General features: G+C 65.2%; 13 protein-coding genes. 8 read left to right on the top strand and 5 right to left on the bottom strand.

Annotated elements, in window-relative coordinates; all coding sequences use genetic code 11:
* Nucleotides 1-10: 10 nt before the first annotated feature.
* The gene (locus LPA45_RS00225) at nucleotides 11-928 is read right to left on the bottom strand and encodes a DUF72 domain-containing protein (protein ID WP_367394738.1); all 918 of its coding nucleotides are present in this window, start codon (nucleotides 926-928) and stop codon (nucleotides 11-13) included.
* A gap of 139 nt (nucleotides 929-1,067) precedes the next feature.
* The gene (locus LPA45_RS00220; RefSeq protein ID WP_367394737.1) at nucleotides 1,068-2,273 is read right to left on the bottom strand and encodes a DUF4382 domain-containing protein; all 1,206 of its coding nucleotides are present in this window, start codon (nucleotides 2,271-2,273) and stop codon (nucleotides 1,068-1,070) included.
* A gap of 263 nt (nucleotides 2,274-2,536) precedes the next feature.
* Between LPA45_RS00220 and LPA45_RS00215 the strand changes: the two genes are divergently transcribed.
* Nucleotides 2,537-2,704 carry a hypothetical protein gene (locus LPA45_RS00215; protein WP_367395043.1) on the top strand — a complete coding sequence of 56 codons (168 nt, stop codon included), beginning with the start codon at nucleotides 2,537-2,539 and terminating at the stop codon, nucleotides 2,702-2,704.
* 155 nt (nucleotides 2,705-2,859) lie between these two features.
* Here LPA45_RS00215 and LPA45_RS00210 read toward each other — a convergent pair whose 3' ends face one another.
* Nucleotides 2,860-3,984: a Fic family protein gene (locus tag LPA45_RS00210; protein WP_116322314.1), complete on the bottom strand. Its 1,125-nt coding sequence runs from the start codon at nucleotides 3,982-3,984 to the stop codon at nucleotides 2,860-2,862.
* Nucleotides 3,985-4,181: 197 nt separating this feature from the next.
* Here LPA45_RS00210 and LPA45_RS00205 point away from each other — a divergent pair, with 197 nt between their 5' ends.
* Genes LPA45_RS00205 through LPA45_RS00190 form a run of 4 tightly spaced genes read left to right on the top strand, consistent with a single transcriptional unit; the run spans nucleotide 4,182 to nucleotide 10,888 of the window.
* Nucleotides 4,182-5,636 (top strand): DUF3375 domain-containing protein, encoded by a 1,455-nt coding sequence (locus tag LPA45_RS00205; protein ID WP_317922945.1) that lies wholly within the window; start codon nucleotides 4,182-4,184, stop codon nucleotides 5,634-5,636.
* A gap of 5 nt (nucleotides 5,637-5,641) precedes the next feature.
* Nucleotides 5,642-6,331 carry a DUF4194 domain-containing protein gene (locus tag LPA45_RS00200; protein ID WP_367395036.1) on the top strand — a complete coding sequence of 230 codons (690 nt, stop codon included), beginning with the start codon at nucleotides 5,642-5,644 and terminating at the stop codon, nucleotides 6,329-6,331.
* Complete coding sequence (locus LPA45_RS00195) at nucleotides 6,324-9,698, top strand: ATP-binding protein (RefSeq protein WP_367394736.1); 3,375 nt, start codon at nucleotides 6,324-6,326, stop codon at nucleotides 9,696-9,698. Before LPA45_RS00200 ends, LPA45_RS00195 begins: the two co-directional genes overlap by 8 nt.
* Entirely contained in the window at nucleotides 9,695-10,888 is a 1,194-nt protein-coding gene (locus LPA45_RS00190) for a DUF3322 domain-containing protein (protein ID WP_317925280.1), read from the top strand. Before LPA45_RS00195 ends, LPA45_RS00190 begins: the two co-directional genes overlap by 4 nt.
* A gap of 78 nt (nucleotides 10,889-10,966) precedes the next feature.
* Here the strand turns inward: LPA45_RS00190 and LPA45_RS00185 are convergent, their stop codons facing one another.
* The gene (locus LPA45_RS00185) at nucleotides 10,967-11,398 is read right to left on the bottom strand and encodes a helix-turn-helix domain-containing protein (RefSeq protein ID WP_317925281.1); all 432 of its coding nucleotides are present in this window, start codon (nucleotides 11,396-11,398) and stop codon (nucleotides 10,967-10,969) included.
* Between the two features lie 74 nt (nucleotides 11,399-11,472).
* Here LPA45_RS00185 and LPA45_RS00180 point away from each other — a divergent pair, with 74 nt between their 5' ends.
* The 3 genes from LPA45_RS00180 to LPA45_RS00170 all read left to right on the top strand — a co-directional run bounded on the left by LPA45_RS00180 (nucleotide 11,473) and on the right by LPA45_RS00170 (nucleotide 14,915).
* The gene (locus tag LPA45_RS00180) at nucleotides 11,473-12,363 is read left to right on the top strand and encodes a class I SAM-dependent methyltransferase (RefSeq protein WP_367394735.1); all 891 of its coding nucleotides are present in this window, start codon (nucleotides 11,473-11,475) and stop codon (nucleotides 12,361-12,363) included.
* Nucleotides 12,364-12,508: 145 nt separating this feature from the next.
* Complete coding sequence (locus tag LPA45_RS00175) at nucleotides 12,509-13,720, top strand: hypothetical protein (protein ID WP_367394734.1); 1,212 nt, start codon at nucleotides 12,509-12,511, stop codon at nucleotides 13,718-13,720.
* A 322-nt stretch (nucleotides 13,721-14,042) separates the two neighbouring features.
* Entirely contained in the window at nucleotides 14,043-14,915 is an 873-nt protein-coding gene (locus tag LPA45_RS00170) for a hypothetical protein (protein WP_367394733.1), read from the top strand.
* Nucleotides 14,916-14,985: 70 nt separating this feature from the next.
* On the opposite strand, the gene LPA45_RS00165 is transcribed toward LPA45_RS00170, so the two are convergent.
* Nucleotides 14,986-15,309: a nucleotide pyrophosphohydrolase gene (locus LPA45_RS00165; protein WP_367394732.1), complete on the bottom strand. Its 324-nt coding sequence runs from the start codon at nucleotides 15,307-15,309 to the stop codon at nucleotides 14,986-14,988.
* Nucleotides 15,310-15,411 lie beyond the last annotated feature (102 nt).

The raw sequence follows: 15,411 nt of genomic DNA, 5'->3' as shown, positions 1-15,411 counted from the left end.
CGATCCGGCGTCAGGCTTCCGCGTCGGCGGGCGGTGTCCAGCCCAGCCGCTCCAGCAGCGCCTGCGCGGCGGCCGGGGCGCGTTCCTTGGCGCCGTTGATGAAAAAGAGAAAGACCTCGCGCTTGCTTGCGGCGGCCTTGCGGTCTTCGAGCACCGGCAGGTCGCCCGGCTGCGCGCCCTGCGCCCATGACTGCGCGCGCGCCGCCCATTCGTCGAGCGCCTTGGGACCATAGCCGGTCTTCAGCTTCTCGCTGCTTTCCATCAAGCGCGCATAAACAAAATCCGCGGTCAGGTCCGCCATCGACGGGAATTTCGGTGAATCGGTAAAGACGGTCGCAGCCTTGTACTTGCGCGCAAGCTTCAGGTAGTCCGGCGACATAAAGCTGTCGTGCCGCACCTCCAGAACATGACGCAATTTCACCCCTTCGACGGAAGCCGGCAGCAATTGCAGGAAACCCTCGAAGTCCTCCGCATCGAATTGCTTGGTCGGCGCGAACTGCCAGACCAGCGGACCCAGCTTGGGACCCAGTTCGGCGATGCCGCTGTCGATAAAGCGCTCGATCGATTCGCCCGATTCCGCCAGCACGCGCCGGTTGGTGGCAAAGCGCGACGCCTTGACTGAAAACACAAAATCTTCCGGCGTTTCATCACGCCATTTGATAAACGACGAACGTTTTTGCGTGCCGTGATAAGTGCTGTTGATTTCGATCGCGCTGAGATGTCGGCTGGCGTAGGCCAGTTCGCGCGATTGCGGCAGCTTGGCCGGATAGAAATTGTCGCGCCACGGTGCGAAATTCCAGCCGCCGATGCCAACCCGGAAGCTGCCGCCAGACTTGCGCCGCGCTGTGGGCGCCGCTGCCGATGCTGGCTCGGCTGCTGCCTTGGTTGCTGGCTCAGGTGCGGACTTGGCCGCGGTGCGTGCTGCCATGGCGCGATCTCCCGGGACGCGAGAGTCAAAGTCTAGCGGGAAACCGCGGCAAGCGGGTGGGGCGTCTGAGCGCCAGAAACGACAAAGCCGGAAGCAGGCCCCCGCCCGCTTCCGGCTGTCTTGCTCCAGCCGAGCTGGCTCAGAACGAGAGGTTCTGGGTTACATCAGCCGTATTCACGTCGACCTGTTGCGTCACCACCGCACCGCTGGTGCTGGTGGCCTGCACGCTGTACTTGCCGCCCGCGGCGCTGTCCGGCAGCAGCGGGATCGGCAGCAAGGCCTGGTAAGTGCCGATCACCGGCGCCGCCACCGGCAGCGCGGGCTCGGTCGCGTACAAGCTGTAGGCACCCGTATTGGTAGCCGCGGCGGTTGCCGCGATCTCGAAGGTGCCGCCGTTGACCAGTTGCAGCGCGCGCAGCGTCGCTTCGGCCGAAGCCGGCGTGACCGTGCCCGAGACGCGCCGGTACGCGGAAGTCGGCAGCGACATCGGCGACGCCGAGGTCGAGATCGCCGTGCTGCCGCCCGCCACCACCGGCACGCTGCGCACGATGCCCGTGCCGCGGCCATTGGCCGCGCCCGGCACCACCACCACGTCGACCGCGCCGGCGGTGCTGCTCTGCTCGATCGGCGACAGCGTGAAGTTGCCATTGGCATCGGCCACCGTGGCCTTTACCACCACGCCGTTGCGCTCGGCATAGACGCGCGCGCCCGGCGCCGAGGCCACCACGCCGCTGACCGCGCCACTGACCACCATCGGGATCGCCGTCACCACCGGCTTCAGGCCGTAGCTGCCGTTGCCGCGCGTCACCACCGACTTGCACGCATCGAAGTCAAGCACCAGGTCGGTCAGCGTGCCGGACGCGACCGTGAAGGGCCGGTTGATCTTGATGCCGGACTGCACCGCGCTCGGCGTATCCAGCGGCTGCTCGGTGCCGCCGGTGGGCACTACCGAGTTGGCCAGTGCGCCCGAACCGCCCCCGCGGTTCGCGTCGAGCAGCAGCCGTACCTGTTGATAACTGCCGGCCGGCAGCACCGTCTGGCCCAGCGTGGTCAGCACGCCATTGGTCAGCGACAGCAGGTCGATCTTGCGCGCGGGCACGACGTCGATATCGACCCAGCCGCCGGCGCCCGGATCGGCGTTGGCGTTGCTATGCACGCGCACCTTGTTGACGGTCACGAAGACATGGTCATAGCCGCAGGCGGGCGCATCGGTCATTGAGACCTTCAGCGTTCCCTGGCCGCCACCGGAATCATCGCCACCGCCGCCGCCGCAGGCGGCCAGCGCCAGGGCGCCGCTCAGCGCCAGGATGCGCAGCGGCGTGGATGAGTATGAAAGGTTCAGCACGGTGCTCTCCGCTTGTAGTTGTGAGGTGACCGCAGAATATGTTGCCGGTCGCATAACCGGTGTAAGCCTTTGTAAAGCGTTGCAAAGAAGACGCTCCCGATCATCCGCGTGACGGCCCGATCACGCACCAAATTGACGGGTTGCGTCGTCAACTTCAGCGAATGTCCCGGCAACGCGCATTGCTGCCTCAAGTCGGCAGCGGCCGCTCCGATGCGTGAGTGATCTCGTTAATAATCCCAGTCACCTTCGACACGTTGCTGACGATGGAACAGACACGCGGCATTCAAGAGGTGAATAAGGCGGTCAGCCAGCTCGACGAGATGGTGCAGCAGAATGCGGCGCTGGTGGAACAGTCGACGGCGGCGGCGGCAGCGTTGCAGACGCAGGCAGGAAGCCTGGCGGGGGCGGTGGGGCAGTTCAGGTTGGGGTAACAGGTTGGGGTAACGGTTGGGATAAGGGCGCGCACTGCTACCCAATGAGCAGTGGCTCTGGCTATCCCAGCGGGCAGACAATCCACTACGCTGCCAGCTCGCTCTCCACTCACGCTTGGGGGAGAGGAGAGCGAGCACCGCAAATTTCGGCCAATTCAACTTTCAAGGGCTGCGAGCATATAGGACGTACTCCGCCCGCCGGCCCCCGACTTCTGCAGGACACCATGGGCTACCAGTTCATTGATATCCCGCAGCGCCGTGTCAGCGGAGCATTTGGCGATTGAGGCCCACTTGCTGCTCGTCAGCTTCCCGTCGAAGCCGTCGAGCAAACGGTTCAGCATCTTCGTTTGCCGCTCGTTCATAGGCGTCGCACCCCAGCGATGCCAGAAGCGGGCTTTCCCCAGCACAGCATCAAGCGTGTGTTGAGCATTCTGAACGGAGCGGTAAAGAGCGTCCAGAAACCACAACAGCCAAGCGGTCACGTCCAGCGAGCCCTTTTGGGTGCGCTCCAGGATGTCGTAGTAGTCCTTGCGCTCCCGCTGGATCTGCGCCGACAGGCTATAGAAGCGCTGCGGGCTCGCATCGGCCCTGGACAACAGAAGATCTCCGATCGCGCGGGCGATACGGCCATTGCCGTCGTCGAAGGGGTGCAGCGTGACAAACCAAAGATGTGCAAGGCCTGCCTTCAGCACCGGCGGATCGGACTGGTCGTCATTGACCCAATCCAGGAATCGCTTCGCTTCCAACGGTAGACAATCAGCCGGCGGAGCCTCGAAATGCACGCGCTGACGGCCTAAGGGTCCGGAGACAACTTGCATGGGGCCCTTTGCGTCATCGCGCCACTGTGCGACACGTATCCGGGACATGCCACTGTAGCCTGTGGGGAACAGCGCCGCATGCCATCCGAACAGCCTTTCCCTGCTGAGCGGCGCGTTGCTGTGCGTCGTGGCATCGAGGACCATTTCCACAACACCTTCCACGTGACGATCTACCGGGGCCAATGCGCCGATGTCAACGCCGAGCCTGCGCGCAATTGACGACCTCACCGAATCAACATTGAGCCTTTCCCCTTCGATTTCACTGGTCTTGACGACATCTTCAGTCAGCGCGGCCAAGCTTGCTTCGTCGCGCAGCGCCATGCCGACGTCCGAAAGCCGACCGAGCAGCATCCCCTGCGCCCGCGTCACTTCCGACAGCGGCTGCGCCAGGGCTGTCAGGTCATAGCGCAATGCAGGCCAGTCAGGCGCCTGCCACATGTAGAGCCAATCTCCGCGTTTCATGCGGAAATTATGTCGCGAAATCTCCGTATAGGCAATTTTTCACCGCGTACTTTGCGGAGATTACAACGAAGGATCACCGCAGCTTTCGAAATTGCAGGGACAACCTTGGGAAGGTAATCAGAGATCACATGGTGGAATTACGCCTTACAATCAGCATCGATTCCGCCTGTTCCGCCGGGACATGCCCGGCTCCTGCCGTGAACCTAGACTTCGACACCCTGGAGCGCTTGCGCCAAAGCCATCCGGCATGGCGCCTGCTCCGTTCTGACCACGCCAGTCTGGTCGCGGCGTTCCTCCATCGCGCATTCGTCGAACCCAACCGCCGTTCGATCGGGCAATCCGACCTCGCCGAAGCATTGGAGGATGCATTGTTCGCGCTGCGCGAACGCCTCGGCCAGGACACCTTTCCCAAACCGGCGCTCGATTACCTGAACGACTGGGCGGCCAACGAGAAGGGCTGGCTGCGCAAGTTTTACCGGCAGGGGTCGGACGAACCGCAGTTCGACCTGACACCGGCCACCGAAAAGGCGATCGCGTGGCTCGGCACGCTGGCCGAGCGCAGCTTCGTCGGCACGGAGTCGCGCTTGCTGACGCTGTTCGATCTGCTCAAGCAAATGCACGAAGGCACGCAGACCGACCCGCAGGCGCGCCTGATGGAATTGCACCGGCGCCGCGACGAACTGGATGCGGAGATCGCCCGGGTCACCGGCGGCGACTTGCCGCTGCTTGACGACACCGCGCTGAAAGACCGCTTCCAGCAATTCGTCGCGCTGGCACGCGAACTACTGACCGATTTCCGCGAAGTGGAAGACAATTTCCGCTCTCTGGATCGCCGCGTGCGAGAGCGCATTGCGCTTTGGGAAGGCTCCAAGGGCGCACTGCTGGAAGAGATCATGGGCGAGCGCGATACCATCGCCGATTCCGACCAAGGCCGCAGCTTCCGCGCATTCTGGGATTTCGTGATGAGCAGCCGCCGCCAGGAAGAGCTTTCGTCCCTGCTCGAGCATGTGCTGGCACTGCCGACGGTTTCAGAACTGAATCCTGACACGCGACTGCGCCGCGTGCATTACGACTGGCTGGAAGCCGGCGAGCATACCCAGCGCACTGTGGCCCAGCTCTCGCAACAGCTGCGGCGCTTCCTCGACGACAAGGCCTGGCTGGAGAACCGCCGTATCATGGACCTCCTGCGCGGCATCGAGGCCCGGGCGCTGGCCGTGCGAGACGCGCCGCCGCCAGACCTTATGATGGCCGTGGACGACACCGCCGCCGACATCGAACTGCCGATGGAACGCCCCTTGTTCGTGCCGGCCCTCAAGGCCCGCATCGCCGACACCGATATCGAAGCCGGCGACGCCGACGTCGCCGCCGACGCCTTGTTCTCGCAGGTCGTCATCGACAAGGCGGAACTGGCGGCGCACGTCCGCCATGCGCTGCAAAGCCGCACACAGGTCACGCTGCAGGAACTGTGCAACTTGCGGCCCCTGCAGCATGGCCTGGCCGAGCTGGTCGCCTACCTGCAGCTGTCCGGCGATTCCTTCCGTTCCGTGATTGACGAATCCGAGATCGATGCCGTCAGCTGGACGGTGCAGACACAGGATGCCGGCACACTGGTAAGACAGGCCCGGCTGCCCCGGGTCATTTTTATGCGATAAGCATGATGCAAGACCAGGATCCCAATGACGTGGCGGCGCCCGCCGCGGGCCTGCCGGCCAACCTCGCCCTGTCGGCGCTGGTCGTGCCGTTGCTGAAAGGCGTGCTCTACCGCGAAGGCGATGCCGCCCTCTGGCATGCGCTGCTGAACCTGCAACCCACCGTGCGCGACTACGTCGCGGTGCTGGGCCTCGAACTGATACTGGAGGAGGCGGAAGGCTATGCGTTCCTGCGCTCGCAGCCGGACATCGAGGACGACGGCGCGCAGCGTCCGCCACGCCTGATCGCGCGGCGCCAGCTGTCGTTCCCGGTCAGCCTGACGCTGGCGCTGCTGCGCAAGAAGCTGGCTGAGTTCGACGCCACCGGCGGCGACACGCGGCTGGTACTGACGCTCGATGAAATCGCTGAACTGCTGCGGGTGTTTCTGCCCGGCGGCACCAATGAAGCCAAGTTGATCGACCAGATCGAACTGCATGTGAACAAGATCGTGGAGCTGGGTTTTTTGAGGCGGCTGAAGGCGGACGGCAATGCCCGCGCCGGCGGCGAGGCCGGCTTCGAAGTCCGACGCATCCTGAAGGCCTTTGTCGATGCTCAATGGCTGTCCGAGTTCGATGCCCGGCTGGCGGCCTACCAAATCCAGTTGAGCGGCCAAGGGGGCCCCACGTCCGTACTGAACGGGGGGCGAGCCGATGCATGAACCCCAAAATCTCGGCCTGGATTTCACCGGCGACGACACGCTGTCGGGCTTTCGCCTGTCCCGGCTCGAAGTTTTTAACTGGGGCACCTTCGACAAGCGTGTCTGGGTGATCCATCCCGAAGGCCGGAACGGGTTGCTGACCGGCGACATCGGCTCAGGCAAGTCGACGCTGGTTGACGCCGTGACCACGCTGCTTGTACCTGCCCAGCGCATCGCCTACAACAAGGCGGCGGGTGCCGAAAACCGAGAACGCACCCTGCGCAGCTACGTTCTCGGCCACTACAAATCCGAGCGCAACGAGGTCACCGGCACGACGCGTCCCGTGGCGCTGCGCGACCAGAACAACTACTCCGTTATCCTGGGCGTCTTCCACAACGCCGGCTACGACCAGACCGTGACGCTGGCGCAAGTGTTCTGGATGAAGGACGTCCACGGGCAGCCCGCCCGCTTCTATGTCGGCGCGGAGCAAGACCTCTCGATCGCACAGGACTTCGCCCACTTCGGGACGGACATCGCCGCGCTGCGCAAGAAGCTGCGCGCATTGAAGGTGGAGCTGTTTGACGCATTCAATCCTTATGGCGCCTGGTTCCGGCGCCGCTTCGGCATCGATAACGAGCAGGCGCTCGAACTCTTCCACCAGACCGTGTCGATGAAATCGGTCGGCAACCTGACCGACTTCGTGCGCAGCCACATGCTGGAGCCGTTCGATGTGGCACCGCGCATCGAGGCCTTGCTGGGGCACTTCGATGACCTGGATCGCGCCCATGAAGCAGTCCTCAAGGCCAAGCGCCAGGAGGCAATGCTGACGCCGCTGGTCGCCGATTGTGAGCGCCATGCCGAAGTGGCCGCTGCATCCGAGCAGCTGCGTGCCTGCCGCGAGGCGCTGCGCCCCTATTTCGCGCAGCTCAAGTTGGGCCTGCTGGACAAGCGCATTTCCGGCCTCACCGAGGAGTTTGAGCGGCAGGACAACCAGGTGCGCAGACTGCAGGAGCGGTACGAAAGCCAGCGCCGCGACGAAGCCGAACTACGCCGTCATATCGCCGAGAACGGAGGCGACCGCATCGGCAGGCTGGCCGAGGAAATCCGCTTGCAGACCGACGAAAGCTCCAGGCGGCAGCAAAAGTCAGAACGTTATGGCGAGCTGGTCCGCGCGGTCGGCGAGGCGCCCCCGGAGGAAGCGTCCGCCTTCCTGGCTTTAAGAGCGCGCCTTGCAGCACTGGCCGAGACGGCGAAATCCCGCGAAGCCGCACTGGAAAACGATCTTACCGAGCACGGCGTCACGCTGCGCCAGGGCAAGGCCGACCACGACGCGCTGGACGGGGAAATCCGCAGCCTGAAGTCGCGCCGCAGCAATATCCCGGCTGCCCAGATCGCCATGCGCAACGCCCTGGGCGAAGCCCTGTCTCTCTCCGAAGACGATATGCCCTTTGCCGGCGAACTGCTGCAAGTACGGGACGATGAGCGTGACTGGGAAGGTGCGGCGGAGCGCCTGCTGCACAACTTCGGCCTGTCGCTGCTGGTGCCAGATGTGTTGTATCCGGAGGTATCGGCCTGGGTGGACCGCACCCACCTGAAAGGCCGGCTGGTCTATTTCCGCGTTCGCGAAGGCTCCAGGACGGACGTCGCGGCGCTGCACCGTGATTCGCTCGCGCGCAAACTCGCCATCAAGCCCGATTCCCCGTTGTACGGCTGGCTGGAACGCGAGGTGGCCGCGCGTTTTGACGTCGCGTGCTGTGCCACGCATGAACAGTTTCGCCGCGAAACGCGTGCCGTCACGCGCGCCGGTCAGGTCAAGATGCCCGGCGAGCGCCATGAGAAGGACGACCGCCACCGCCTGGACGATCGCAGCCGCTATGTGCTGGGCTGGAACAACGCCGCCAAGATCGCCGCGCTGGAAAGCGAGGCTCGCACGCTGCAAAACCGGCTTGCGGAGCTGGGGGCGCTGATGGGCAAGCTGATGAACGAGCGAGACGTGCTGCGGAGGCAGGTCACGGCGTTGTCCCAGCTGGATATCTTTGCCGACTTCGAGGAGCTCGACTGGCAGGCGCCGGCGCGGGAGGCCGCCCGGCTGGCCGAAGAAAAACGCCAGCTGGAATCAGCGTCGGATGTGCTGCGGCAGCTGACGATCCGCCTTGACGAGCTCGGGGCTGCATTGCAGGAGACCGAGCAGCAGTTGGAAGACCACCGAGACAAGCGTTCGAAAGCCGAGGGCCGCAGGACCGACGCGCTGGCGCTGCGTGCCGAAACGCAGGCAACGCTGGACGCGTCTGCCGACTTTGCAGACATGGTCCCGACGCCATCCATCGATGCGCTGCGTGCCGAGATACTCGGCGAACACAGCCTGACGGTCGAGTCCTGCGACGGCCGCGAACGGGACATGCGGACGGCACTACAGGAGCGCCTCGACGCCGAGGCGAAGCGGCTGGTGCGGCTCAGCGAGAGCATCGTCAAGGCGATGTCAGCATATAAGGAAGCGTTCAAGCTGGAAACCAGCGAGGTCGATGCCAGTGTCTCGGCCGGCTTTGAATACCGCAGCATGCTCGATAAGCTGCGCACGGACGATCTGCCCCGTTTCGAGGCCCGCTTCAAGGAACTGCTGAACGTCAACACCATCAACGAGATCGCCAACTTCAACGCGCAGCTCGGCAAGGAACAGCAGACCATCCGCGAGCGCGTGGAGCGCATCAACGAATCGCTGACGCAGATCGACTACAACACCGGGCGCTACATCCGGCTGGAGGCGCAGGTTACGCCCGATGCCGAGATCCGCGACTTCCAGTCCGAGCTGCGCGCCTGCACCGAAGGTGCGCTGACCGGCTCCGAGGACAGCCAGTACTCCGAAGCCAAGTTCCTGCAGGTCAAGCACATCATCGAACGCTTCCGCGGCCGCACCGGCCTGACTGACCAGGACCGGCGCTGGACCGTCAAGGTGACCGACGTGCGCAACTGGTTCGTCTTCGGCGCAAGCGAACGCTGGCGTGAAGACAATGCCGAGCATGAGCACTACTCTGACTCCGGCGGCAAGTCAGGCGGCCAGAAGGAAAAGCTCGCCTACACCATCCTCGCCGCGAGCCTGGCCTACCAGTTCGGGCTGGAATGGGGCGCGGTGCGTTCGCGCTCGTTCCGCTTCGTCGTCATCGACGAAGCCTTCGGGCGCGGCTCGGACGAGTCGGCGCAATACGGCCTGCGGCTGTTCGCCAAGCTCAACCTGCAACTGCTGATCGTGACGCCGCTGCAGAAGATCCACATCATCGAGCCGTACGTGTCCAGCGTCGCATTCGTGCAGAACGACGAAGGGCGTGCCTCCAAGGTGCGCAACCTGACGATCGACGAGTACCGCGCCGAAAAAGCCAGGATGACCGCATGAACTGGAGCCTCCCCGCCGACTTGCGTGCCCAGGTGCAGAGGCTCTGGGACAAGGGCGACATCCTGCGCGCAATGGTCAGCTCGGTTCCGGAGGACGTGCTGTTTCCGAGGCGGCTGACGCTGCGCGCACCATCCTCGGGTGAACTGACGGAGCGCTTCGAGGCAGCGCGCGCCTGGATTGGCGAGCTGCGGCAAATGGCGTATTTCCGGCTGGAAATGCGCGAATTCCGCCATCGAACGTTTGGCGCCAATTCCATGCCATGCGCGGCGTGGATCGACACGCTGGACGATGCCGTCGCACTGTTGGGCAAACGCCGCGAGGTCGAGCGCTTCGCCGCCATGGTTGCAGCAACGCGCGCTACGCAGCCGTTGCTGCTACCTTGGCTGACGCAGCGGCCCTTGCGCGCGCTGGAATTCCACGACGCCTGGGACAGGCTCCTTGCCATCGTCGGATGGCTGCAGCGGCACCCGAGGCCTGGCGTATACCTGCGCCAGGTCGATCTCCCAGGCGTGCATACCAAGTTCGTTGAGGCCCATCGCGGCGTGCTGGCCGAGCTGCTGGACCTGGCGCTGCGGCCTGACGCCATCGCCGCGCAGCACTCCGGCGTCCACCAGTTTTCCACGCGCTATGGGTTTCTCGACAAGCCGATGCGCATTCGCTTCCGCTTCCTCGACCGCAACAACCGCACGCTGCCAGGCAATGCGCCGACGCACGATGTCACGCTGGATACCGACAGCTTTGCGGCGCTGGCACCGGGTGTCTCGCGCGTGTTCATCACGGAAAACGAGACCAACTTCCTGGCCTTCCCGGAAGTGCCCGAAGGCCTGGTGATCTTTGGCGCGGGCTATGGCTTCAGCCTGCTCGCGGGCGCGTGCTGGCTGTCGGATTGCCGGATTTACTACTGGGGCGACATCGACACCCACGGCTTTGCCATCCTGAGCCAGCTGCGCGGCGTGCTTGAGCATGCCGAATCGATCCTGATGGACCGCGAAACGTTGATGGCATTCGAGGGGCAATGGGGCGTGGAGGACTGCCAGATGCTGCGGAATCTGCCCCGGCTGAACACCGATGAACAGGCACTCTACGATGACCTGCGGGATAACCGTATCCGCAAGAACCTGAGGCTTGAGCAGGAGCGCGTCGGGTTCGATTGGGTTCGCGCCGCAATCGGAAACATCGCGCACGATTAAGCACCGCTGGTCTTTTCCCCTCTCCCGCGGCGAAAGAGGCGCCGGGGAAGAGGGCCGGCGCGTTCCACGGCGATGCCTTCACCTCGTGGCAACGCCTGCCTTTTTCCTGCCTCCGATCGCCCCCGCTGCCGCCGCGCCCAGAATCCGCCGGAACGTCGGGCATTCCATATGGCTCGGCGCCGGGCACACGGCCGCGTGCCGCAAGCCATCCCGCATTGCCGTCAGCTTGCGGATCGTGCGGTCCAGTTCATCGGCCCTGGCCGCGAGCAGCTTCCGGTCGATCCGTGGCCCGCCTTCCGGCGAGAACATCCGGGCGATGTCGTCCAGCGAGAATCCTGCCGCCCGCCCCAGCGCGATCAGCGCCAGCCGTTCCAGCACACCGGCGTCGTACACGCGCCGCATCCCGCGACGGCCGATAGGGGCGATCAGGCCCTTTTCCTCATAGAAACGCAGCGTCGACGCAGGCACGCCCGCCTGCTGCGCCACTTCGGCGATATCCAGGCTTTTCACCGCTTGACCTCAAGTTGACTTGAACTGGCACAGTGTAGCTTCGACGCCATGATGGCGTGCGGGAGGACACAACCATGGGTGACAAGCAGTCAACGAGCAATGGTGCCGGCGAACAGGCCGCGCTGTGGAACGGCCCGTCCGGCCAGGCATGGGTAGCGCAGCAGGCGCTGCTCGACCAACTGTTACAGCCGCTGGAAGCGCTGCTCGTCGGCGCGGTCGATGCCGGCGCGGCGCGGCATGTGCTTGACGTCGGATGCGGTGCGGGCGCGACGACGCTGGCGCTGGCGCGGAGCATCGGCGCGCGCGGGCAATGCACCGGCATCGACATCTCCGGCCCGCTGGTGGACGTGGCACGGGCGCGCGCGCAACGGGAAGGCGTGCCAGCCACCTTTGTCCAGGCGGATGCGCAAACCCATGTCTTCGCGCCTGGCACCTTCGACGCCATCGTGTCGCGCCTCGGCGTGATGTTCTTCACCGACCCGGTCGCCGCCTTTGCCAACCTGCGGCTTGCCGCGAAGGCGGGCGCCGCGTTGCGTTGCATCGCATGGCGCGGCGCGGCGGAAAACCCGTTCATGACCACTGCAGAGCGCGCCGCTGCGCCGTTGTTGCGGAACCTGCCACCCCGCCAGCCGGGTGGCCCTGGGCAGTTCGCGTTCGGCGATCGTCAGCTGGTGCGGTCCATTCTCGAGGACAGCGGCTGGACCGCCATCGACATCACGCCGATCGACGTGGCATGCGCGCTGCCGGCGCACGCGCTGGAAGACTATTTCACGAACCTGGGCCCCGTCGGCCTGGCGCTGCGGGACGCAGACGCAGGCACGCGTGACCAGGTTGTCGAAGCCGTCGGCAACGCCTTCAGGCCCTATATGCGTGGCCAGACCGTGCACTTCACCGCTGCCTGCTGGATGATTGCCGCGCGGGCGCCCACTGGCTCGGAGACAGGGGAGACAGGTGGTCATGGCTGACGCCGTAATTACGGGGCCTGCCGCATTCCATCGCCAGGAAGCCTAAGTTAAGTGCGCTACCGCACCGAGCATCCGTTGTGCAGGCCGAGAATAGGAACCCTTCGGCGCCATCGCGCACCGCATTCCGCTACCGCGGGGCAACTGCATGGCAAGGCTTACTGGCCGACTGGCCGCCTGCATCGCATCCAGCCTTCTGCTCACCACTGTTGCGCAGGCGTCGGATATTGCCTGCCATCATGGGCTGGGTTCGCAGGCCGCCCGCTGCGACGGCCAGCCGGTCGCGGGAAATACCTGCAGGCATGCGGACAAGCCGCCCAGTGGCGCCGCCCTGATCTGCGACTACACGATGCTCCGCGGTGCGTATGAACGCGTCTACGCAGAGCAGTTGCAGCTCTTGCGCACCGGGGAGATCGGGCCGGACGATATCGCCGCATGGCGAAGGCACCGGGATGCCTGCACGTCGGTGCCGTGCCTGGACAGGGCCTTTGCCAATTGGCGCGACTACAGGAGCCAGAAACCGGTTCCCCCCGCTGCCCAGGCGCCGCCGGCGATGCCCGCCCAAGCCGCGCGCAATGCCAGGAAGAGCAAGACGGAGGCTGCCGGGCCGAGGGCTGAGGTCCGTCCCCCGCCGCCTGTGGTGAAGCCGGTGCCGCGGGAAACTCAGCAGGAGAGGCGGCAGGAGACGCAACAGGAGAAGAAGCAGGAGACGCAGCAGGAGAAACAGCAGGCGAAGCAGCAGGAGACGCAGCAGGAGAAGAAGCAGCCGGAAACGCAGACAGCCCCGACGCAGCTTGCTTCTCCCGCTAACCCGCAGTCGTCGCCTGTGGCCGTGGTGCCGTCAGGAAGCCCACCACAACCCGTCAACCCTGTCGCGAAAAGCCAGCCGTTTCCGGATACCGTCCCGCCACCTGCGCCGCAGCTTTCGCCTGACCCCACGGCCGACAGGAAAATTAACGAGAGTCCGATTGCTCCGGCCACGATTGACCGGCCGCTCCTGGATTCCGCCCCCCTTCCCACGCCACAGTCCAGGCCCCAGGCCGTGACCAAGAGCGAAACCCCGGAGCGCCCCATCGCCGCGCCGGCGATCAGTCAGCCGTCCCCCGGCCCCGCCACGCTATGGACTCCCGCCTACCCAGTGGATGGATCCTTGCCAGGCAGATGGGAACCACTTGGCGCGCTGGCGTGGTTGAGTCTGTGCGGCGCCTGCATGGTCCGTTGGTGCCGCCGGCGGCAGGTTCCATGGCTGCCTGATGCCGCGCGCCGGCGCCAGCGGACGCGGACCGCGGCGCGGATCGTGCTGGTATCGGCCGGACTGATCGCCGTGAACAGCATCGTGCTGTTCTGGATCCTGGCGTAACGCCGGACAGTGGGCCAGGTGCAGCGGGAAACGCGTGGAGCGTCCGGATGCGGACGCAAGCAGACACAGCCTGCGGAGCGCGGGCCGTGCGCCGCCGCATCCGGAGCGGTCGGCTTCATGAAAAGATCAACCGCCAGCGGGCTTCCGATCCAATGATCAAGCCGCGCAGGAAGCCATCGCCAGCCGCGCGCACAGCCCTGCCCGGACACCCCTGCCGCTTCCGTGCGCCACCGTACCGAACATCCGCTACAGGGCGCCAGAATAGGACCCCATCGACGCCGTCCCTGCGCCGCCTCCCTCGGCTTGCCCCCGGGGCGACAGGATGAAAAGGCTTCCCGGCCCTCTGGTCGCTTGCATCTCGATCAACCTTCTGCTCACCGCCGGTGCGCAGGCGTCGGATATCGCCTGCAAGAACACGCTGCGCTCCCCGGCCGCCCGCTGCGACGATCTGTATGCCTCCCCCAGCCCATGCAGGGAAAACAGGCAAGCAAACGCTGCCACGCTGATCTGCGACTACGCGATGCTCTATCGCAATCACGAACGCATTCATGCACAGCAGCAGCGACTGCTGCGCACCGGGGTAATCGCGCAGGACGACATCGCCGCATGGCGACGGCGCCGGGATGCCTGCACGTCGGTGGCATGCCTGGACAGCGTCTTTGCCAGCTGGCAACCGCACAGAAACCGCAAACCGGCACCTCGCGCCCCCGCGCCGCAACCGAACGGAGCCGAGGCGCCTGTGCGCAACATTGCAAAGAACGAGCCGCAAGCGGCACCAAAGATGGCGCCCCAGCCAACGCTGGCGAGCCGGCCGCAGCCCGCTCCGCCGGTCCTCGTGCCGCAGCCTGCGCCTGCTCACGAAGTCGAGTCGGGAAGCCTTGATGACCGCCTGCCTCCTGTCGCGATCGATCGACCGCGCCCGGCTTCCATCCCGCTGCGTACGTCGCCGCCGCGCGCGCTGGCACCACGGCAAACCGGTTGGGAATCGCTTGGCACGCTGGCGTGGCTGGGCATGTGCAGCGCAGGCATTTGCTGCTGGTCCCGCAGGACGCGGGGGGAATGGCTGCCCGGCGCGCACCGCATGCGCGAGCGCCTGCGCGACGCGTCCGCCATGGCGCTGACGGTCTGCGGGCTGTTGATGCTGAATGCCGTGCTGTTCGTATGCATCCTGGCGCAAGGCGCATCCGCCTCATGAGGCCTGGGCCGCCGTCGCGCAATGCCACACAGGCCTGGGCTTCCGGCGTCGGTTCATCCTGCCCGTCCACTCACTCCGGCAACGGATACTTCCTGGCATTCATCTCCATCTTGGCGCGGACCGCGGCGTCAAGATCGACGCCCAGCGCCGTCACCAGCTGCGTCAGGTAGATGGTGATATCGGCCAGCTCCTGCTCCACATGCTCGCGCTTGTGCGTCGACATGACCTGGCGCGACTCATCCTCGGTCTGCCACTGGAAGATCTCGACCAGCTCGGCCACCTCGACGCTCAACGCCATCGCCAGGTTCTTGGGGCTGTGGTACTTGCCCCAGTTACGGAGCTTGCCGAAGTCATAGGCGGCTTGCTGCAGGTTCTGGATATCGATCAGTGGCATGGCGGATGGCGTTGGCGTTTCACGGTGCCCCTGCGACGTCAGGGCATCGGCAGCGGGGCGAAACCGCAATTTAAGCACGGCCACGCACGCTCGACAGCCCCG

Source organism: Cupriavidus sp. Agwp_2 (assembly GCF_040784895.1).
Taxonomy (GTDB): Bacteria; Pseudomonadota; Gammaproteobacteria; order Burkholderiales; family Burkholderiaceae; genus Cupriavidus.
Note: the sequence above shows the minus strand (reverse complement) of the source record. Positions and strands in the feature narration are given on the sequence as shown.